Below are 19,494 nucleotides of genomic sequence, written 5' to 3'. Positions count from 1 at the left end.
CCCCACCATCCGGTGGGGCCCTCTTCATTGCTATGGGGTGGTGTTTGTCTCGAGTCAGCCGACCTGGTGCAACCAACGCACGGGTGCGCCTTCGGCTGCGTGCCGGAACGGCTCGAGCTCCTCGTCCCACGCTTCACCGAGCGCCAAGGACAGTTCATGGTAAACGGCTGAGGGGTCCCCCGCACCGGACTCGTAGGCATAGCGAATGCGATCTTCAGTGACCATGATGTTCCCGTGCACGTCTGTGACGGCATGGAAAATACCGAGCTCGGGTGTATGGGACCAACGGGCCCCGTCGACGCCCTGGCTCGGCTCTTCGGTAACCTCGTAGCGCAGATGGGCCCACCCTCTCAGGGCAGACGCTAACTGCGCCCCCGTGCCCGGCGCACCGGTCCACGACAGCTCAGCCCGGAACATCCCAGGCGCAGCAGGCTGAGGGGTCCACTCAAGATCGGTCCGCTTGTCCACGACCGATCCGATGGCCCACTCAACGTGCGGGCAAAGTGCCGTCGGGGCCGAGTGCACAAACAAGACACCGCGGGTTGTTGCAACAGACATTCCATCCTCCATAGCTGTAGGTACGTCTTCCCCAACGACCTCTGCCTGGATGTTTGTTGTTGCTGCCGGTGCCATGAAGTTCATGCATGCCCTGACAGGCTATTCATTTATGTGAAGTGCTACTGACGATATTGGCACAGATATAACCCTCAAGTGTGCATTGAAGGTTTCCCCGTGGTGCTTTCATTTTGCCGTACGCTGCCGGTTTCCGCCAGTGCGGGGTTTACTTCCGCGCGTCACGCACGTGGGTGCGCTTGCTGGTAGCTCTTCCGCAGCCGATCCACGGAAACGTGCGTGTAGATCTGTGTCGTCGCGAGGCTGCTGTGGCCAAGGATTTCCTGCACAGCCCTGAGGTCCGCACCCCCGTCGAGCAGGTGGGTGGCGGCACTGTGCCGCAGCGCGTGGGGGCCGGTGGCCGAAGTATCACCCAGATCCTGCAACACTTTGTTCACCACTGCGCGGATTTGTCGTGGATCCACCCTGCCGCCCCGTGCCCCAAGGAACAATGCGGGTCCGCTCAAGGCAGTCACGACGGCTGGCCGCCCTCGCCTCAACCAGTCGTCGACGGCGATCGCCGCCGGGACACCGAATGGCACCGTGCGTTCCTTATTACCTTTGCCCAGCACCCGGAGTGTCCGTCGGTCAGGATCGAGGTCATCGATGTCCAGGCCCGCGAGTTCACCTACGCGGACTCCGGTGGCATACAGCAGTTCCACCATGGCACGGTTCCGCACGGCCATGGGACCGCCCTCCTCGGCTGCCTTTGTCAGGTCATCCACAATCCTGGTCATCTGCTGTTGGTGCAGGACTCCCGGCAGGGACTTGTCCCGCTTGGGGGCCTGCAACCTGACGGCAGGATCAACGCCAATCAGCTCTTCCCGCAACGCCCACGAGGTGAACGATCGTGCGGTGGCTGCTCTGCGGGCCAATGTGGCCCTGGCCATGCCTGCTTCGCTCTGGGCACCGAGCCAGCGTCGAAGGGAACCGAGCTCCAAATCTTTGAGCTCGCCGACACCTTCCTGAACAGCAAAACCGAGAAGGCTCTCGACATCGGCAATGTAGGCACGAACGGTGTGCGAAGACCTGGCGCGCTCCCCCGCCAGATAGCGCCGGAATCCTTCAACTGCGCTTTGCAGCGGTACTGGTAATGATTGCCCATCCACGCTTCCCACTGTGCCAGTAGCGGGTATCAACAGGCAGCATCAACATACCCTTCCTCGGCCCGTCTAGGCATTCTTGGCTCTCTTCCACGTTCCACGGTCCGAAGTGGCGAGCCCCAGCACATTCAACCGCGCCAGCCCTGCACGGACTGCGTCCGGGCTGAGTCCGGCCACCACCGTCAGTTTCTCTACGGAACTGGCGGATCTTAGCGGGAGGGCGTCCAGGAGAATGAGGTCCTCCAGGCACAATCCGTCGTGTACCGCGGGAGGAGATTCATTCTCTCCACCGTCCACGTCCCCCATTGCGCCTGCCAGCTCGGCGATCTCGCCGGCATCGGTCACGCATACTGCTCCGCCGTCCCTGAGGAGGCGGTGGCAGCCGGCGGAATTGGCACTGTGCACCGACCCTGGGACGGCTGCCACAGCCCTGCCCAACGTCTCAGCGTGGTGGGCTGTGTTGAGTGCCCCCGAACGCCAGCGCGCTTCCACCACCACGGTGACCGAAGCGATTGCCGCAATGAGCCGGTTCCTTTGCAGGAACCTGTAGCGAGTGGGAGCCGATCCGGGCGGTACCTCCGCGATCACAGCTCCCTGCGTCGACACGGCCCTGAGCAATTCTTCATTGCCCGACGGGTAGAAACGATCAACCCCGCCTGCCATGACCGCAATGGTGGGCATGTCGGCACTCCCACCGCTCAAGGCCCCACGGTGCGCTTGGGCGTCAATCCCGTAAGCGCCACCTGAGACCACCGTGTATCCGCGTTGCGCAAGGGTGTAGGCGAAGTCTCCGGTCACTGATGCGCCATAGCTGGTACTGTCCCTTGAACCAACGAGTGCCACGGCCTGTCGGGCAGTGGGAAACGGCTGCTCGTTGCCCCTCCACCACAGGCAAAGTGGCTCCTGCAGACCGAGGTCGGCCAGCTGCACCGGCCACAGCTCATCTCCTGGAACAATGACTCTCCCACCCAAGCGCCGCATTGTCTCCATGTCGCGCTCAGGGGCGAGGTCGGCGACGCGCGGGGCCCAACGCCGGAGGCTGGCGGCGAGGCCTGGCCACGTGGCAGGGCCCCCCGCGTCCATGAGGAGCTCGGAGATTTCCTGCTCCAGCGTGGGCCCAGTACCCAGTTCCCCCGTTGCCACTCCCAGGGCATCGATGGCTCCGACAGCCCGCACCAGGGCCAGGCCCACTGAGTCTTGCGGCTCCATGAGCCGCGCCAGCGCCGCCCGGGCTATGCGTTCCTTTTCCTGACTGGTTGTTGGCACGTGGCTTGGTCCTTTCGTGTAATTGCGTCTCATGCTGCGGATGCAGCCTGGCGGAGTCCGAGGCCCTGTCCGATGTGGTTGATATCCGGCCTGTCCGTTTGGTCCAGGTCCGCCAGTGTCCATGCCAGCCGAAGGACGCGATCGTAACCGCGCGCTGTCAGTGCACCTCGTTCAAGGGCGATGTCCAGCACCCGAGTGGTGCCCGGAGGCAACTTCAGCTCTCCGCGCAGCACGCGACCGGGCACCTGCGAGTTGGCCTCGAGACCGAAAGGTGCAAAGCGCTCCAGTTGCCGTGACCGCGCCGCCAGTACCCGGTCCGCGACCGTGGCGGTGTCTTCTTCTTGTGACGCACTGCCAAAGTCCGCCAGGGACACCCGCTCCACCTGCAGTTGGATGTCCACCCGATCCAGCAGTGGACCCGATATACGCCCGAAGTACCGGCGCCGCATCATCGCCGTACATGTGCAGTCCGTCCCTTTGCCGGTCGCCTTGCCGCACGGGCACGGATTCGCGGCCAGTACCAGCTGGAACCGGGCCGGATAGGCCGCAGTGCCCGCTGACCTGTGGATGACCAGTTCCCCGCTTTCCAGCGGCTGGCGGAGGGCATCGAGTACCCGGCGCTCGTATTCCGGTGCCTCATCCAGGAAAAGGACGCCCCGGTGTGCCCGCGACGCCGCACCTGGACGGGGAAGTCCCGAACCGCCACCGATGATGGCCGCTGCAGTGGCGCTATGGTGGGGGTTTTCAAAAGGGGGCCTGCGGATCAAGCGCGCCGCTGAAGACTGGATCGCGGCCAGGGAGTGGATTGCAGTGACCTCCATGGCAGCTGTATCCGCCAAGTCAGGCAGCAGTCCGGGCAACCGTTCGGCCAGCATGGTTTTGCCGGCCCCCGGCGGTCCGGTCAGGAGCATGTGGTGTCCGCCGGCTGCAGCGACTTCCAAGGCCCTGCGCGCCTCTCCCTGTCCCGAAACGTCACAGAGGTCAGGCTCCGGGAACCCGGTGGTGTCGTCATCCTCGGCAGTGTCAGTCTCCGATGGCTCGTAGTCCAATACGAGGTCCTTGGGGTCTGCACCGAAATCGTAGGCGAGCCGCGCGAGCGTTTTGTACCCGTGAACCTTTGCCCCGGGCACCAGCGACGCCTCGGCGGCATTTGCCTCCGCCACGACGATGTCCGGGAAGCCTGCCTGCACGGCGGCCATAACCGCCGGGAGGATTCCACGAACAGGACGCAGCCGTCCGTCCAGGCCAAGTTCTGCCATGAACACCGTCCTGCCAATGGAGCGGACATCGTTCGCTGCACAAAGGACAGCCATGGTGATGGCGAGGTCGAAGCCGGATCCCCGCTTGGGCAGTGAAGCCGGAATCAGATTGGCCGTGATCTTTCGCCGGCTCAGTGGGATGCCAGAGTTTTGGGCGGCGGAACGAATCCGTTCCTTGGCCTCGTTCAGTGCCGCGTCCGGGAGGCCCAGGATCACGAAACTCGGGAGCGTTTGTCCAATGTCCGCTTCGACCTCGACGATGTAGCCATTCAAGCCAACCAAGGCCACGCAGTAGCTGCGCCCCACCCCCATCTAGCCCACACCCCGCAGGTGCTCCAGCAGGGGTTGCCCGATGCCGTCGTCGACAACGCCAACGACGTCAACGCGCCGGCGCAAGGCCCTCACCTCGTGGGCACGGCACCACGACGACGCGAGCCGGTGCAGGCGGGCCAGCTTGGCTGGACCTACGGCTTCGAAGGGATGTCCGTAATCCAGGCTTCGGCGGGTCTTGACCTCGGCGACTACGAGGATGTCGCCTTCGAGGGCCACAATGTCTATTTCGCCGTCCGTGCAGCGCCAGTTGCGATCTATGATCCGCATTCCCTGGGTCTCCAGGAACTCCGCGGCCAATGCTTCACCATGTTGGCCAAGCAAGTCTTTTGCTCTCATGACCATCACCTCCGCTACCAGCTTTCAGGCTGGCGACGGCGGGCGGCAGGAGGTCATTGCGCTATGTGGGTAACTCCCCGGTAGTCACGCTTGTGGAGGGACACTTGGAACTAGTTGCCAAGGTCGCCGAGTCCGCCGTCCTTCGGTAGCGCCAGGTCTTCGCTCTTCGGAAGTTCTTCCACGTTGACGTCCTTGAAGGTGATGACCCTGACGTTCTTCACAAAGCGGGCCGAGCGGTACACGTCCCATACCCAGGCATCCTGCAACGTGAGGTCAAAGTAAACTTCCCCATCCGCGCTGCGGGCCTGGAGGTCAACATGGTTGGCAAGGTAGAACCGCCGCTCAGTTTCGACGACGTAACTGAACAGTCCGACGACGTCCCTGTATTCACGGTAGAGCTGCAGCTCCATGTCGGTTTCATAGTTCTCAAGGTCCTCGGCGCTCATGCTTCCATCTTGCACCATCTTCAGGACGGGACGCGCCACCCGGGCCCGGCCTGGGGCTTGGGAGCGTCCGTGGGGTGGATCAATCGGCTCCGGAGCTGGTCAGGTTCCAGCTTGTCCGGTGGTAGGCGCTGGGACCTTGCTGCCGGATCATCTCCCGGTGGGCGGAGGTGGCATAGCCCTTGTTGACGTCCCACCCGTAGGCGGGCAGCTCGGAATGCAGGTCCACCATGATGCGGTCCCTGGCCACTTTGGCCAGGACACTGGCTGCCGCGACGCTGAGGCAGCTCATGTCGGCCTTGACCTTGGTGTGGACGGGAGCTTCGCAGGCGGGACCCGCCGGGGCGTCAAAGAGGGAAGCCTGGACCTCGGGGGAAAGCCAGTTGTGGCTGCCGTCCAGGAGCACCACATCCGGGGTAATGCCGGCGGCAAGGATATCGAACCACGCCCGCGTACCTGCCAGGCGCAGCGCGGCGATGATGCCGATCTCATCGATTTCCCGGGAACTCGCGTGACCCACGGCGCATGCCACAGCCCAGTCCCTGACCAAGGGCTCAAGCCGTTCGCGGTCCTCGGGCTTGAGCAGTTTGCTGTCCCGGACATCGGCCAGCAGGCCATGATCGGCGAGGTTCACCACGGCGATCCCCACGCTCACGGGACCGGCCAACGCGCCTCGGCCTACCTCGTCCACGCCCGCAAGCAGGCTCACACCGGGGGCCAGGAACGTGCGTTCGTGGTCAAGGGTGGGAAACCCAACGGCTTTCTTTGCCTTGGGCGCGGTTTTCTTGCCCTTGGCTTTCGCTGGGGACTTGCCCGTCGTGACGGCTGCCGTGGTGGTTGTCATTACTTGGTCGCTGTTGCCTTGGGGACATCCCGGAAGACGTCTGAGTGGTTGTCGAGTATTGTCCATCGACTCACGGGCCACGCGATGACGGTCGCTTTACCTTCAATGTCGTCGATGTTGATGAACCCGCCGTTGACTTCCTGGTGAGCCCGGGAATCGGCTGAGTGGTTGCGGTTGTCGCCCATGACCCAGACCTTCCCTTCCGGAACCACGACGTCGAATGTGCTTGGTTGGGGAATTTCCGCCGGGTTAATGTACGTCTCATTCAGCGGCACCCCGTTGACGCTGACGCGTCCCTGGGCGTCGCAGCAGGAGACGTGATCGCCGGGGAGGCCGATGACACGCTTAACGAGGTGCTGATCGGTGTTATCTGCCATCAGCCCCACGAATTCGAGGCTGTCGTTCAACCAGTCCATGGGCCCGGCGGGCTTTTGCGGTACGGGTTCGAGCCAGGCCTGGGTGTCCGTGAACACCACTACATCACCGCGGGACAGGTCGAACGGGCCCGGAACCAGGAGGTTGATGAAGATCCGGTCGTTGACATCCAAGGTGCTTTCCATGGATTCCGAGGGGATATAGAACGCCCTGAACAGGAAAGTCTTGAGGAGGAAGGACAGCACCAAGGCAATCGCCACAACGGTGACGATCTCTTTCACCCAAACGAGGACGGGATTCCTGTGCGTCTTCGCGGGAGCATCAGCGTCACCCGGGCTCGACTCCGCCAAGCCGGCAGTACTTGCCGTTCCGTCCGAGAGCCGTGCGTCGTCGTACCTCTCAGGGTTCCCGGGAGCTTTGTCCGGCATCTACTGTCCGTTCTTCAAAGGTGTTTCAGCCTGCGCGGAGCGAGGCATCTCTGCAAATCTATCAAGTGGCCAGACGATCTGGACCGGCCGGCCGATAACCCGTTCCACGGGCACCATACCGCCCCCCGGTGCACCCAGCAGTCCGCGGGAGTCCGCTGAACGGGAACGGTGGTCGCCCATCAGCCACAGACGACCCTCCGGCACGACGACGTCGAACTTCTGCTTGCTGGGTTCATCCCCTGGGTACACATAGGGTTCATCAACAGGCTGATCGTTGACTGTGAGTCTTCCGTCGGCCGAGCAGCACCGGACGTGGTCGCCGGCGACTCCTATAACCCGCTTGACGTACGTGGTGTCACTTCCCGTAAGTCCGAACCACTGGCTCGCCGCAGAAACCGCATCGACCAACGGGCCTTGGCCACTGCTGAGCGGAGCGAATGAACCGCGGCCATCGAAAACGACCACGTCACCCCGGCGGATTGGCTCCGACGCGTAGGCCGTGCGGGAAACAAGGATCCGGTCCCCGGTTCCGAGGAGGGGTTCCATGGATTCGGAGGGAATGTAATAGACATCCAGCCACAACGAGCGCACCAAACCACTGATGGCGACAGCAAGGACCAGTGCGAGCAAAACAAAACGCCAGCCCTGTTTCCGGGGCTGGCGTTCTGATGTGTCCATGACTCGTATCCCTGTTGCGTTGCGGATTGCTCCGGAACTACCGGGCACGAATCCTGGACCCGTTGCGTAAGTCGCAGGACCTACTTGGCGAAGTCGCGCTTTTCCTTGATCTTCGCAGCCTTACCGCGCAGTGCACGCATGTAGTAAAGCTTGGCGCGGCGGACGTCACCCTTGGTGACGACCTCGATCTTGTCGATGATCGGGGAGTGTACCGGGAAGGTACGCTCTACGCCGACACCGAAGGAAACCTTGCGAACGGTGAAGGTTTCGCGAACGCCGTCACCCTGGCGGCCCAGGACGAAGCCCTGGAATACCTGGACACGGGAGTTCTTGCCTTCGATGATGTTGACGTGAACCTTGAGGGTGTCACCCGCGCGGAACTCAGGAACATCGTTACGCAGCGATGCTGCATCTACGCTATCGAGGATATGCATTAATCCACTCCTGGTGAACGCCACAGGTCATTCACTTTGGGTTACGGCGGACAAGCCCGGGGCACTTAAAGCCACCGGAAATTTCCGCCGAAGTTTCTTAGTGTCCGGTTCCGCCACTGATTGGCGTCACCGGGTTGTCCGACTGTTGGCTGAACTCCCCCTGTGGCAGGTGTCAGCCCAGCAGACACAAGGGTTAATTCTGCCACATGCGCTGCCGTCGGGCCAACTGCCAGATCCCTTGAACGTTCGACGGCGGGAGCGCGCCCTTAGTTTGCGGCGTCGCCACCGGGCCGCGGACGCAAACGGCCGTCGACGACGTCGTACCCGAGGTCCGCCAAAGCGTTGCGGTCAGCGCGACTCAAGGCACCGGCGTCGAACGTTTCCAGAAGGTCCGGACGGCGCTCGGCTGTCCGCCTGAATTGCTCATGGCGGCGCCATTGGGCGATCTTGCCGTGGTTGCCACTGAGCAGGATGGCGGGGACCTCATGGTCGCGCCACGCGGAGGGCTTCGTGTACACCGGGTATTCCAGCAAACCGTCGGAGTGGGATTCCTCAACCAAGGACTCAGGATTACCGACAACCCCCGGGAGGAGGCGCCCAATGGCTTCCACCATGGCCAGCACGGCTACTTCGCCGCCGTTGAGAACATAGTCTCCAAGGCTGACGGGACGAACCGTGAAGTGGTCCTGCGCCCAGTCGATGACGCGCTCGTCGATGCCTTCGTAGCGTCCGCAGGCAAAGACGAGTTGGTCCTCTTCGGCAAGTTCGTAGGCCAGCGCTTGGTTGAACCTCTCCCCTGCCGGCGAAGGAACGATCAGTACGGGCTTGGAACCTTCACGGGCCCCTGCAACGGATTCGAGGGCCTGGGCCCACGGCTCAGGCTTCATCACCATCCCAGCCCCACCGCCATACGGGGTGTCATCCACGGTGCGGTGCCTGTCCGTGGTGAAGGATCGGAGATCGTGGACGTTTAGTTCGAGCAATCCGTCCTGGCGGGCCTTGCCTATGAGCGAAAGCTCAAGCGGGGCAAGGTATTCGGGAAAAATGCTGACGACATCAATCCTCATTCAGGCATCATCCCCGGCGCCGTCCTTGGACTCCTCCGCGGTGGACTCGTTGATCTCAAAAAGGCCGGCAGGAGGGGTGACCAGGATGTAGCCGTCCTCGACGTTGACTTCAGGCACGATCTCGTCGACGAATGGAATAAGGATTTCCTTGCCGTCCGGGGTCTTGACCGTCAGCAGGTCCTGGACCGGGAGCGTGGTGAGTGCAGCTATGGTGCCCACAACCTGCGAGCCAACCCGCGCTTCAAGGCCAACGAGCTCGTGCTCGTACCAGCCTTCGTCATCGTCCTCGTCGTCCAGTTCCTCGGTTTCGATGAAGAGCTTGGCGCCGCGGATGACTTCGGCAGCGTTGCGATCGGCAACTTCCTCGAAGCCCAGCAGGAGGATGTCCTTGTTCCACCGGGCGCTGCGGATGGTCAGGGGGCCGGCAGAGGCCGGCTCCACGACAAACTCGGTTCCTGCGACAAAGCGCTCCGACGGGGCGTCGGTGAGTACCTGCACCGTGACCTCGCCGCGGATGCCGTGGGGTTTGCCGATCCGGGCCACCTGGAGCTGCATGGGTTCCTCTGAATTCTTGTTGTTCCCGCGCCGCCAGGCAGCCACGGTAATGAATGTTGGATAAAGCAATCCGGCCCCTCCACCATATTCGGTGAAGGGGCCGGACCTAAGACAAGATGTGCTGAGCGCGTTACCGGCGACGGTCGGTGTCGACGACGTCGACCCTGACCTGCTCGCCACCAGCCAAAGCCGCAACAACTGTGCGCAGTGCGCGTGCTGTGCGTCCTTGACGGCCGATTACCCGTCCGAGGTCCTCCTGGTGAACTCGCACCTCAAGGGATTCCCCGCGGCGGTTGTTCTTGGCACTGACCTTGACATCCTCAGGACTGTCAACGATCCCACGAACCAAGTGCTCGAGCGCTTCGGACAGCAACTTACTCAGCCTCGGTGGTCTCTGCTTCAGCCTCGGCCGGAGCCTCAGCAGCTTCGTCCTTCTTGGCCTTCTTGGTGATGGCTTCCGGGATAATGACGGAACCCTTCTCCGGTGCTACGAAGGCTTCCTTCGGAGCTTTGGTCTTCAGGGTGCCTTCCTGGCCCGGCAGGCCCTTGAACTTCTGCCAGTCACCGGTGATCTTGAGGATCGCAGCAACCTGCTCGGTCGGCTGGGCGCCAACGGACAGCCAGTACTGGGCGCGCTCGGAAGCGACCTCGATGTACGACGGCTCTTCGGTGGGGTGGTACTTGCCGATTTCTTCAATGGCACGGCCATCGCGCTTGGCGCGGGCATCCATGACGACGATGCGGTAGTACGGTGCGCGCATCTTACCGAAGCGCTTAAGGCGAATCTTTACGGCCACTTTTGTGGTCACTCCTGTTTCTGAAACGAGGTGAACCCGACGTTCTGCACCCGTGGGGCGGGCCATACTGGACGGTTCGAAGGACAAGATACGGGCACGGAGAGAGGGGCCGCACCGATCAAGTACCTGTCCATTGTGCCAGATGCCCGATGCAATTACGACTTAGGCCGCAAAGGGTGGCGTGTTCTTGGTCACTCCGGACGGATCGTATCCACAAAAACCGGGCAACGGTCAGGCGGACCAGACGTAGAGTCCGGAGCGGTCGGCTTTTTCCACATCCGTGGCGAGGGCGGCCAGTTGCTGGACGTACTGGCGCGATTGGGTGGCGTCAAAGGGCATGTCGTCCTGGGCGGCCCAGGCAGCAGCAACGTCGTCAAGGACGTTACCATCGCCCTCACTCTCATAGGTGAGCAGTTCGGCAAGCGCGCGCACCATGGCCTCGGGAACTCCGAGGAGGGCATCACTGGTGACATCCACCAGAGCGAGCTCATAGTCTGCTCCCGCCGCATGGACGGCCTGTCCGGCGAGGTCGCCCAACTGCTCGACCTCAAAGTCGGTGATGCCTTCGATCCTGACGGCGGGGCCTGTGGCTTCGGCACCGCGATCCAGCGCGGCTGCCCGTTTGAGTGCTTCGTCGTGGGTGGCTACAAAAATTTCGGCAAAGCCCATGGAAAGTACTCTCAATCCTTCGTGCTGACGGGGCGGCGGCACGGGAACCGAAAGGTTCCGCGCCGTCAATGCCCAGCCTAGTGCAGCCATGGGCTGCCAGGACGATTCAGCGAACGGCGACGCGCAGCTTGTTCCGCCATGGGTCGTCGAACCGAAGCTCAGCGCCGGTGTGGTGGTTCTGGACGCCCGCCACCTTCAGCCGGTCCGCCAGCATCGCGACGTCATCGGCCGTGGGGACCTCGATCAGGACTTCCCCCAGCCCCAGCGTGTCCTTTCGGGGTCCGGCGCCCCGACTGTTCCACACGTTCATGGCCATATGGTGGTGGTATCCCCCGGCGGAAACGAACAAAGCCTGGCCGTGCCAGCCCGCCGTCCGCTCGAACCCCAGGGTTTCCACATAGAACTTTTGCGCAGTTTCGACGTCCCCCACTTGGAGGTGCACGTGGCCGATCCCGGCGGCTGCCTCCCGCTGGCCGGTCACGGCAGCCTCACTCAGGTGCTGCTGCAGGAACCGCTGCGGCGGGAGTGCGACGTTGTCCATGACGACGTTCTTGCCGTCCCACTGCCACAGTTCGCGGGGCTTGTCATAGTAGAGCTCAATACCGTTGCCCTCGGGGTCGGTGAAATAGAACGCCTCGCTGACCAGGTGGTCGGCGCTTCCGGCAAAGGCGCGCGGCTCGTATTCTGCCGCCGTGGCAATGGTGGCCGCCAGAGAGGGCTGGTCTTCAAAGAGGATGGCGGTGGGGAAGAGACCCGCTTCCCCGCGGCCCGGAATCTGCAGGCCTGAGGCAGGCGCCAGGTGGACAACAGGCTTTCCGGTGCGGCCCAAGTACAGTCCGCCATCCTGCTCGGCCACGATGTCCAGGCCCAAGGCGCGCTGGTAGTAGTCGCTCATGACCTTCATGTCGCCAACCTTGAGCATGACGGTGCCCATGGTGAGTTCGGCAGGAAGAAGATCCTGGCTGTTTGCTGTAGTCATGTGAAGCTCCTGGGTCTGAGGCTGCCGCCCTTTCGGCACCCTTCTACTAGTACTAAATTACTTGAAGCTTCAATTTATTCCTAACGGATGATCCCGCCACGCAAAACGATGTGCTGGAGTTCGGCCACGGTGTCGAGGGCGACCCGCGGATCTTCACGGCAGAGAACGACGTCGGCACTCGCCCCTTCGCTGATGGCTTCGGCCCCCAGCCACGCCCTTGCGCCCCACGTTGCGGCCTCCAGGACAGCGGAAGGCGGCAGGCCGGCGTCGTGCAGTTCCTTCATCTCGTCCGCAATCCGGCCGTGCTTGATGACGCTGCCGGCATCGGTGCCCGTGTAGATGGTGACACCGGCTTCGAAGGCTTCCAGCACACGGTCGTGACGGCGTTCCCACAGCTTCGCCATGTGATCTGCGTAGACGGGGAACTTGGGCGCGGCCTGGGCGGAAATCTCCGGAAAAGTCGCAATGTTGACCAGCGTAGGGACAATCGGAACACCCTGCTCCACAAACCGCGGAAGGTGCCGGGGCAAGAGGCCCGTTGCGTGTTCGATGCAGTCGATATTGGCGTCCAGCATGTCGTCAATGGTGTCTTCGGCGAAGCAGTGGGCCGTCACCCTGGCACCCTCATCGTGCGCGGCCGAAATGGCGTCCTTGACCAGCTTTGCCGGGAAGGACGCGGCCAGGTCACCAATGCCGCGATCGATCCAGTCGCCCACGAGTTTTACCCAGCCATCGCCGTCACGGGCTTCTTTGCGGACGGTCTCCACGAGCTGTTCGGGCTCGATTTCATGGCCCAGCCCGCGGAGGTACCGCCGGTCCCTGGCTATATGCCGGCCAGCCCTGATAAGGCGCGGCAAATCCGCGCGCCCTTGAACCCAGCGCGTGTCACTGGGCGATCCTGCATCACGGATCAACAGCGTGCCGGCTGCCAGGTCTGCCCGTGCCTGGGCGAGGGTGGTCTGCTCATCAACCGCACCACCCGGCCCCAAACCGATGTGGCAGTGGGCGTCGACAAAGCCGGGCAGGACCCAGCCGTCGAGCACAACGTCCGGTGCCGCGACCGGCTGGATGAACGTCAGGCGACCGTCAACGGACCACATGCCCCTGCGCTCCTTGTCTGCTGCTACGAGCACCGTACCGCTGAATTCGATGATGTTGGCCATGGCAAAAAGCCTAGCCCCGTACCTGCCGGGCAAGCCTGCAACGCCATATGACTGTGCGGCCGCAGGCAGCTGTGGTAGCTTCGTCTATGACCACACGGGGGCCCCTGCAGGGGCTGAGATCGGACTGAGGCAGTCTGCGACCGTTGAACCTGTCCGGGTAATGCCGGCGAAGGAAGTGAGCAGTCCCTTGAGCACCACAGAAACACAGCACAGCCCTGCCCAAAACGCGACCGTCGTTGAGACCGGGGCACCGGAAACCGTGACGCAGTCGCTGAAATCCCACTCGCTGGGGTGGCTTGAAGATCCCGAACATGGCATTCGCGTTCCTGTCACCGAGATCGCACTGGAACCCTCCCCCAACGGCCAAGCCAACCCGCCCCTGCAGGTCTACCGAACTGCAGGACCGGGCAGTGACCCGAGAGTCGGGCTGGAACCGTTCCGTGCACCCTGGATCGAAGGCCGGGGCGACACGGAGCCGTACTCGGGCCGGGAAAGGAACCTGCTCGACGACGGCAAGTCCGCGGTCCGGCGCGGTGCGGCATCGGCGGAGTGGAAGGGCGCACAACCGGTGCCCCGCCGCGCCGTCGAGCAGAAAACCGTGACGCAGATGCACTACGCCCGGAAGGGCATCGTGACGCAGGAGATGCAGTTCGTGGCCTTGCGCGAGAACTGCGATGTCGAACTGGTCCGCAGCGAAGTTGCCGCCGGACGCGCCATCATCCCCAGCAACATCAACCACCCGGAATCCGAACCGATGATTATCGGCAAGGCGTTCCTGGTCAAGATCAACGCCAATATTGGCAACTCCGCGGTCACCAGCTCCATCACCGAGGAAGTGGACAAACTGCAGTGGGCGGCGCAATGGGGTGCCGATACGGTCATGGACCTCTCCACCGGCGATGACATCCACACCACGCGCGAATGGATCATCCGCAACTCCCCTGTTCCAATCGGCACCGTTCCCATTTATCAGGCACTCGAAAAGGTCAACGGCGAGGCCAATAAGCTCACGTGGGAGATCTTCCGCGACACCGTGATTGAACAGTGCGAACAGGGGGTGGACTACATGACGGTCCATGCCGGGGTGCTGCTGCGCTACGTCCCGTTGACTGCCAATCGCGTCACCGGCATCGTTTCCCGCGGCGGCTCGATCATGGCCGGCTGGTGCCTGGCCCACCACCAGGAGAACTTCCTTTACACCCACTTCGACGAACTGTGCGAGATCTTCGCCAAGTACGATGTCGCCTTTTCGCTCGGCGACGGGCTGCGTCCCGGCTCCATCGCGGACGCCAATGATGCCGCGCAGTTCGCCGAGCTGGACACCCTTGCCGAGCTGACCCAGCGGGCGTGGGAGTTCGATGTCCAGGTCATGGTTGAAGGCCCGGGGCACATCCCCTTCCACTTGGTACGTGAAAACGTCGAACGCCAGCAGGAACTGTGCAAGGGTGCCCCGTTCTACACATTGGGTCCCTTGGTAACGGATGTGGCGCCCGGCTACGACCACATCACCTCAGCCATTGGCGCGACCGAAATCGCCCGCTACGGCACGGCAATGCTCTGCTATGTGACACCCAAGGAACACCTTGGCCTGCCGAACAAGGACGACGTCAAAACCGGTGTGATCACCTACAAGATCGCCGCCCACGCCGCTGACCTCGCCAAGGGGCACCCTGGCGCGAACGAGCGCGACGATGCACTGTCCAAAGCCCGCTTCGAGTTCCGTTGGCGCGACCAGTTCGCGCTGTCCCTCGATCCTGTGACAGCCGAGGCGTTCCACGACGAAACCCTGCCCGCCGAGCCGGCCAAGACCGCGCACTTCTGCTCGATGTGCGGGCCGAAATTCTGCTCCATGCGGATCAGCCAGGATATCCGCGATGAGTACGGTTCAGCTGAAGCGCAGGCCGCAATCGCCGGCATGTACAGCGGCATGAGGGAAAAGAGCCAGGAGTTCCTGGCCTCCGGCGGGAAGGTCTACCTGCCGGAACTGCAGGTACCCGGCACTGCGGGCAATGGCAGCTCAGGACGCCTGAACTGACATGGCCCGTCCCACGTCCGCGACAAACGAGCGGATGATGTGATCGCCATCCACTGAATCCTGGGGCCGGTGCCCGCCCGCTGCTACCCGGCGGAGGGCGCCGGTCTCCTGGAGGTATCCCGCAATTTCCTCGTAGAGCGGCTCCCAACCACCCGTAAGGACCAAGGTGGGAACGCCGGGCACAATGTGAAGCGGTGCCTCCCATGGCGGTGCCTGGAGCCTGAGGCGCCGCGCAGACTTCCGGGCCTCCGGCGTGTCCAGTCCCCCGGTTTCGGCCGAGAAAGCCCTGCGGAAGTATTCCCGCTGGTAGTCGGCGTCGTTCAGTTGTGCGCGGACATCGAACAACGGCTCCATCAGCGCACGGTGGGAGGCTGTGGCCGGCAGCTCAGCTGTCAGCGACAAGCACGCCGGCTCCACCAACGACAGCGAATGCACAAGATCAGGACGCTCAATAGCTGCCAGCATGGCGGAAATGGCGCCCTGTTCGTGCGCCACGACGTGGCCTCCACCGGCATCGGCCAACGCATTGATCACGATGGCGACATCTGCTGCCACATTGGACGGCGCCGGTTCCTCGACGGCCGAAAAGCCGTGCCGCCTCAGGAACAAGGCGTCATAGGCCAGCGCCATGCCGTGTTGCTTCGGCCATGCTGCGGCGCCGAAACTCCCCAGGCCGTGAACGAAGACTACGCGCTGCTTGTGCATTGGTTCAGCCTATTCCACGGCTCTGACATCCCAACTGACCGGCAGCTGGGACGCACTGTCTACTTACCGAGGAACTTGTCGAAGCCCTTGGGAAGGTTCAGCGACGACGGGTCGAAGTCCGCCGCGCCTTGCCCAAAAGCCGCGCCCGTGGGGGCCGCTGAAGCAGCGTTTGCCCGCTTGGCCTCTGCATCGCGAAGTTCCTGGGCTGCCTTGGCCGGGTTGCCGGACCGTGCCTTCTTCTTGGGAGTGTTCTTCCCGTTCTTGCGTCCGCCAGGGCCACCGAGGCCGGGCATTCCAGGCATACCCGGCATGCCTCCGCCCTGGGCCAGCTTCTTCATCATCTTCTGAGCCTGGGCGAAGCGTTCCAGCAGGCCGTTGACCTCGGAGACATGCACGCCGGAACCCTTGGCGATACGCGCGCGGCGGGAGCCGTTGATGATCTTGGGAGCAACACGCTCGTGCGGTGTCATGGAACGGACGATCGCCTCGACGCGGTCGATCTCTTTTTCGTCGAAGTTCTCCAGCTGCTGACGGATGTTTTGAGCACCCGGCATCATCATGAGCATCTTCTTCATGGAGCCCATGTTGCGGATCTGCTGCATCTGGGCGAGGAAGTCGTCCAGGGTGAAGTCTTCCTGGTCGGCGAACTTCTTCGCCATCCGGGCGGCTTCATCCTTGTCCCATGCCTTCTCAGCCTGCTCGATCAGGGTGAGGACGTCACCCATGTCGAGGATGCGGGACGCCATGCGGTCCGGGTGGAAGAGCTCAAAGTCGTCCAGGCCTTCGCCGGTGGAGGCAAACATGACGGGCTTGCCGGTCACGGAGGCCACGGAAAGTGCGGCACCACCGCGGGCGTCGCCGTCGAGCTTTGACAGGACGATGCCCGTGAAGTTGACGCCCTCGTCGAAGGCCATCGCCGTGTTGACGGCGTCCTGGCCGATCATGGAGTCGATCACGAACAGGACTTCGTTGGGGATGATCGCCTGGCGGATCCGGCGTGCCTGATCCATCATTTCGGCGTCGACGCCGAGGCGACCGGCGGTATCAACGATCACGACGTCGTGAAGCTTCTGGCGCGCTTCCTCGACGCCGGCCTTGGCGACGGCGACCGGGTCACCGGCAGGGTGTTCAAGTTCCGAGGTAGCGCCGGGGTGCGGAGCGAAAACCGGGACACCGGCACGCTGGCCAACAACCTGGAGCTGCGTCACTGCATTGGGACGCTGAAGGTCGCAGGCAACCAGCATGGGGCTGTGGCCCTGGGCCTTGAGCCACTTGGACAGCTTGCCGGCGAGGGTGGTCTTACCGGCACCCTGGAGGCCCGCGAGCATGATGATGGTGGGGCCGTTCTTGGCCAGGCGGATCCGGCGGGTCTCGCCACCGAGGATTTCCTTCAGTTCCTCGTTGACGATCTTCACGATCTGCTGGCTGGGATTCAGTGCACCCGAAACTTCGGCGCCCAGCGCGCGTTCACGGATGCGCCCAGTGAATTCGCGGACCACCGACACGGCAACGTCCGCATCCAACAGGGCGCGGCGGATCTCCCGGACCGTGGCATCGACGTCAGCCTCGGTGAGGCGGCCCTTGCCACGGAGGTTCTTGAAGGTTGCTGTCAACCGGTCAGAGAGTGAATTGAACACGCGCCGTGCACTTCTTTCGATGGTCTACGAATGGCGGCCAATGCGGCACGCCAGAGTCTTGACGATTCTTGCCCCGGCACGATGACTCAACTACGGGATGACTCAACTGCGGGACTCGACTATCTAGGGTACCAAGTCGCACCTACAAGATGGCATGCTGGCACGGTGACCAGTAAAACAACTGTAAAAACATTGCTCATCCTCGGCGCATCCGGAGACTTGACGGGCCGGCTGCTGCTCCCGGGCCTTGCTGGACTGTTGGCCGCGGGTGGCGCTCCAGGCCTGCGTTTGGTGGGAGCCGGCTCTGATCCCTGGTCTCCGGACCAGTGGAGGGAACGGGTCGACGGCGCTTTCGCCGCCGCGTCGAAGGAAGCCGACGCCCAAGGCAAGGCGGCTTTGGCTGCGGTGGCCGGGAGCACCGAATACCACCAGCTGGACGTGACGGCGGACGGACCGCTGGCAGAGTTGCTGTCGCAGCTGGAGGGCCCGGTCGCGATCTACTTCGCGTTGCCGCCCCACGTCAGCCAGAAGGCCTGCGAGGTCCTGCACCCCGAACAGTTGCCTGCCGGAACCCGCCTGGTCATGGAGAAACCGTTTGGATCAGGCACCGAATCGGCGCGCGAATTGAACAAGACGCTGGCTGCGCTGGTGCCGGAGGACCACATCCATCGGGTGGACCATTTCCTGGGCAAGGCAACAGTGCTGAACATCCTTGGCCTCCGCTTCGCCAACAGGTTTCTGGAACCGGTGTGGAACCGGGACAACATCGAAAAAGTGGAGGTCATCTTCGACGAAGACCTCGCCCTTGAGGGCCGTGCCCGGTACTACGACACCGCCGGCGCGCTCCGGGACATGATCCAAAGCCATCTTCTGCACATCATGGCGTTCCTGGCCATCGACGCGCCGGCCACCATTGGGGAACGCGACCTGCGGGACGCCGTCGCCACCGTATTGCGTGCCAGCAGCATCAAGGCCCCCTACAACCTGTCGACGCGTCGTGCGCGGTACACGGCAGGAACCCTGGGCGAACGTACCGTGCCCGACTACGCCGCGGAGGAAGGCGTGGATCCCGCCAGGAACACCGAAACCCTGGCGGAGGTCCGCGTGGACATCGACAACTGGCGTTGGAGCGGCGTCCCGTTCATCCTCCGCTCGGGCAAGGCCATGGGACAACGCCGCAAGGAAGCAGTCATCACGTTCCGCCCGGTCCCTCACCTCCCCAAGGGCTTCTCCGGCGTGGACTCCCCCAATCAGTTGCGGATCGGTTTCGGGCCTGACGTTTTGGAGCTCGACGTCGATGTCAACGGTCCCGGTGACATCTTCAGCCTTGACCGCGCAAGCCTGGTGGCCGAACTCAACGCGGCCGGGATGCTGCCCTATGGCGAAGTGCTCGAAGGCATCCTGACCGGAGACCCGCTCTTGTCCGTCCGGGGCGACACCGCTGAGGATTGCTGGCGGATCATCGAACCCGTCCTCAATGCATGGGCGAACGGCGAGGTGCCCCTGGAAGAATACGCCGCCGGCAGCGCCGGGCCGGCGAACTGGCCCACCGCCGTCGAGGACTAAAGAAGGCAACACAAAGCGGGCCGGGTACCTTGACAGGTACCCGGCCCGCTGCCGGTGTTTGAGTAACGAGTGGTAGCCGGTTGCCTAGATGTACTAACCCGGTAGGTTGGTGACGCGGCTGGCTGGGGAGGCGCCTTTGAGTGCCGTGTGTGGCCTGCTGCGATTGTAGTGCTCGATGAAGTCCTGGTAACAGGCTTGGCGTTCGGTTTC

At 63.1% G+C, this 19,494-nt stretch carries 22 protein-coding genes and 1 riboswitch; of the genes, 2 read left to right on the top strand and 20 right to left on the bottom strand.

Annotation, left to right across the window (positions count from 1 at the left end; genetic code table 11):
• Positions 1 to 54 precede the first annotated feature (54 nt).
• The 17 genes from LRQ04_RS20110 to LRQ04_RS20030 form a co-directional block, all read right to left on the bottom strand.
• Positions 55 to 558: a DUF3145 domain-containing protein gene (locus LRQ04_RS20110; RefSeq protein WP_018776197.1), complete on the bottom strand. Its 504-nt coding sequence runs from the start codon at positions 556 to 558 to the stop codon at positions 55 to 57.
• A 236-nt stretch (positions 559 to 794) separates the two neighbouring features.
• Positions 795 to 1,730, bottom strand: coding sequence for a tyrosine recombinase XerC (locus LRQ04_RS20105; RefSeq protein WP_374198989.1), 936 nt, complete (start codon positions 1,728 to 1,730; stop codon positions 795 to 797).
• 54 nt (positions 1,731 to 1,784) lie between these two features.
• Positions 1,785 to 3,014, bottom strand: coding sequence for a DNA-processing protein DprA (gene dprA / locus LRQ04_RS20100; protein ID WP_374198988.1), 1,230 nt, complete (start codon positions 3,012 to 3,014; stop codon positions 1,785 to 1,787).
• Complete coding sequence (locus tag LRQ04_RS20095; RefSeq protein ID WP_235522073.1) at positions 3,011 to 4,552, bottom strand: YifB family Mg chelatase-like AAA ATPase; 1,542 nt, start codon at positions 4,550 to 4,552, stop codon at positions 3,011 to 3,013. Before LRQ04_RS20095 ends, dprA begins: the two co-directional genes overlap by 4 nt.
• Positions 4,553 to 4,918, bottom strand: a complete 366-nt coding sequence (locus LRQ04_RS20090; RefSeq protein WP_235522072.1) for a YraN family protein — start codon at positions 4,916 to 4,918, stop codon at positions 4,553 to 4,555.
• 101 nt (positions 4,919 to 5,019) lie between these two features.
• Entirely contained in the window at positions 5,020 to 5,355 is a 336-nt protein-coding gene (locus LRQ04_RS20085) for a DUF2469 domain-containing protein (RefSeq protein ID WP_235522071.1), read from the bottom strand.
• Positions 5,356 to 5,434: 79 nt separating this feature from the next.
• On the bottom strand, positions 5,435 to 6,196 hold the full coding sequence (locus LRQ04_RS20080; RefSeq protein ID WP_235522070.1) for a ribonuclease HII: 762 nt from the start codon (positions 6,194 to 6,196) through the stop codon (positions 5,435 to 5,437).
• Positions 6,196 to 6,999 (bottom strand): signal peptidase I, encoded by an 804-nt coding sequence (lepB, locus tag LRQ04_RS20075; protein ID WP_235522069.1) that lies wholly within the window; start codon positions 6,997 to 6,999, stop codon positions 6,196 to 6,198. Before lepB (LRQ04_RS20075) ends, LRQ04_RS20080 begins: the two co-directional genes overlap by 1 nt.
• A complete protein-coding gene (gene lepB, locus LRQ04_RS20070) occupies positions 7,000 to 7,677 on the bottom strand; it encodes a signal peptidase I (protein WP_235522068.1) in 678 nt (225 codons plus the stop codon). It lies immediately after the preceding gene.
• An 80-nt stretch (positions 7,678 to 7,757) separates the two neighbouring features.
• Entirely contained in the window at positions 7,758 to 8,111 is a 354-nt protein-coding gene (gene rplS, locus LRQ04_RS20065; protein WP_014922079.1) for a 50S ribosomal protein L19, read from the bottom strand.
• A 266-nt stretch (positions 8,112 to 8,377) separates the two neighbouring features.
• A complete protein-coding gene (gene trmD, locus LRQ04_RS20060; protein ID WP_235522067.1) occupies positions 8,378 to 9,178 on the bottom strand; it encodes a tRNA (guanosine(37)-N1)-methyltransferase TrmD in 801 nt (266 codons plus the stop codon).
• On the bottom strand, positions 9,179 to 9,733 hold the full coding sequence (rimM, locus tag LRQ04_RS20055) for a ribosome maturation factor RimM (protein ID WP_235522114.1): 555 nt from the start codon (positions 9,731 to 9,733) through the stop codon (positions 9,179 to 9,181).
• A 130-nt stretch (positions 9,734 to 9,863) separates the two neighbouring features.
• A complete protein-coding gene (locus LRQ04_RS20050; RefSeq protein WP_235522066.1) occupies positions 9,864 to 10,106 on the bottom strand; it encodes an RNA-binding protein in 243 nt (80 codons plus the stop codon).
• A gap of 1 nt (position 10,107) precedes the next feature.
• Positions 10,108 to 10,530, bottom strand: coding sequence for a 30S ribosomal protein S16 (gene rpsP, locus LRQ04_RS20045; protein WP_024817151.1), 423 nt, complete (start codon positions 10,528 to 10,530; stop codon positions 10,108 to 10,110).
• A gap of 231 nt (positions 10,531 to 10,761) precedes the next feature.
• Positions 10,762 to 11,199: a hypothetical protein gene (locus LRQ04_RS20040; protein ID WP_235522065.1), complete on the bottom strand. Its 438-nt coding sequence runs from the start codon at positions 11,197 to 11,199 to the stop codon at positions 10,762 to 10,764.
• Positions 11,200 to 11,305: 106 nt separating this feature from the next.
• Positions 11,306 to 12,178: a VOC family protein gene (locus LRQ04_RS20035; RefSeq protein ID WP_235522064.1), complete on the bottom strand. Its 873-nt coding sequence runs from the start codon at positions 12,176 to 12,178 to the stop codon at positions 11,306 to 11,308.
• A gap of 80 nt (positions 12,179 to 12,258) precedes the next feature.
• The gene (locus LRQ04_RS20030; protein WP_235522063.1) at positions 12,259 to 13,341 is read right to left on the bottom strand and encodes an amidohydrolase family protein; all 1,083 of its coding nucleotides are present in this window, start codon (positions 13,339 to 13,341) and stop codon (positions 12,259 to 12,261) included.
• A gap of 84 nt (positions 13,342 to 13,425) precedes the next feature.
• A riboswitch (TPP riboswitch) is annotated at positions 13,426 to 13,533 on the top strand.
• Here LRQ04_RS20030 and thiC point away from each other — a divergent pair.
• On the top strand, positions 13,529 to 15,376 hold the full coding sequence (thiC, locus tag LRQ04_RS20025) for a phosphomethylpyrimidine synthase ThiC (protein WP_305082612.1): 1,848 nt from the start codon (positions 13,529 to 13,531) through the stop codon (positions 15,374 to 15,376). It overlaps the preceding riboswitch by 5 nt.
• On the opposite strand, the gene LRQ04_RS20020 is transcribed toward thiC, so the two are convergent.
• Together LRQ04_RS20020 and ffh are read right to left on the bottom strand one after the other, a co-directional pair.
• Positions 15,359 to 16,081, bottom strand: a complete 723-nt coding sequence (locus tag LRQ04_RS20020) for an alpha/beta fold hydrolase (protein WP_235522062.1) — start codon at positions 16,079 to 16,081, stop codon at positions 15,359 to 15,361. The two genes, thiC and LRQ04_RS20020, sit on opposite strands and share 18 nt — an antisense overlap.
• A gap of 59 nt (positions 16,082 to 16,140) precedes the next feature.
• Positions 16,141 to 17,718, bottom strand: a complete 1,578-nt coding sequence (gene ffh, locus LRQ04_RS20015) for a signal recognition particle protein (RefSeq protein ID WP_235522061.1) — start codon at positions 17,716 to 17,718, stop codon at positions 16,141 to 16,143.
• 165 nt (positions 17,719 to 17,883) lie between these two features.
• On the opposite strand from ffh, the gene LRQ04_RS20010 reads away from it, so the two are divergent.
• Positions 17,884 to 19,284: a glucose-6-phosphate dehydrogenase gene (locus LRQ04_RS20010; RefSeq protein WP_235522060.1), complete on the top strand. Its 1,401-nt coding sequence runs from the start codon at positions 17,884 to 17,886 to the stop codon at positions 19,282 to 19,284.
• 93 nt (positions 19,285 to 19,377) lie between these two features.
• On the opposite strand, the gene LRQ04_RS20815 is transcribed toward LRQ04_RS20010, so the two are convergent.
• The coding region (locus LRQ04_RS20815) for an integrase core domain-containing protein (RefSeq protein ID WP_374198954.1) at positions 19,378 to 19,494 on the bottom strand (117 nt) is incomplete at its 5' end.

The sequence above is a fragment of the Paenarthrobacter sp. AR 02 genome (assembly GCF_021538675.1).
Classification (GTDB): domain Bacteria; phylum Actinomycetota; class Actinomycetes; order Actinomycetales; family Micrococcaceae; genus Arthrobacter.
This window is presented reverse-complemented; position numbering and strand designations above follow the sequence as displayed.

Coding starts and splice junctions, on each gene's coding strand:
- LRQ04_RS20110 (WP_018776197.1), bottom strand. CDS start 558: ATGTCTGTTGCAACAACCCGCGGTGTCTTGTTTGTGCACTCGGCCCCG.
- dprA (WP_374198988.1), bottom strand. CDS start 3,014: ATGAGACGCAATTACACGAAAGGACCAAGCCACGTGCCAACAACCAGT.
- LRQ04_RS20095 (WP_235522073.1), bottom strand. CDS start 4,552: ATGGGGGTGGGGCGCAGCTACTGCGTGGCCTTGGTTGGCTTGAATGGC.
- LRQ04_RS20085 (WP_235522071.1), bottom strand. CDS start 5,355: ATGAGCGCCGAGGACCTTGAGAACTATGAAACCGACATGGAGCTGCAG.
- LRQ04_RS20080 (WP_235522070.1), bottom strand. CDS start 6,196: ATGACAACCACCACGGCAGCCGTCACGACGGGCAAGTCCCCAGCGAAA.
- lepB (WP_235522069.1), bottom strand. CDS start 6,999: ATGCCGGACAAAGCTCCCGGGAACCCTGAGAGGTACGACGACGCACGG.
- lepB (WP_235522068.1), bottom strand. CDS start 7,677: ATGGACACATCAGAACGCCAGCCCCGGAAACAGGGCTGGCGTTTTGTT.
- rplS (WP_014922079.1), bottom strand. CDS start 8,111: ATGCATATCCTCGATAGCGTAGATGCAGCATCGCTGCGTAACGATGTT.
- trmD (WP_235522067.1), bottom strand. CDS start 9,178: ATGAGGATTGATGTCGTCAGCATTTTTCCCGAATACCTTGCCCCGCTT.
- rimM (WP_235522114.1), bottom strand. CDS start 9,733: ATGCAGCTCCAGGTGGCCCGGATCGGCAAACCCCACGGCATCCGCGGC.
- LRQ04_RS20040 (WP_235522065.1), bottom strand. CDS start 11,199: ATGGGCTTTGCCGAAATTTTTGTAGCCACCCACGACGAAGCACTCAAA.
- LRQ04_RS20035 (WP_235522064.1), bottom strand. CDS start 12,178: ATGACTACAGCAAACAGCCAGGATCTTCTTCCTGCCGAACTCACCATG.
- LRQ04_RS20030 (WP_235522063.1), bottom strand. CDS start 13,341: ATGGCCAACATCATCGAATTCAGCGGTACGGTGCTCGTAGCAGCAGAC.
- LRQ04_RS20020 (WP_235522062.1), bottom strand. CDS start 16,081: ATGCACAAGCAGCGCGTAGTCTTCGTTCACGGCCTGGGGAGTTTCGGC.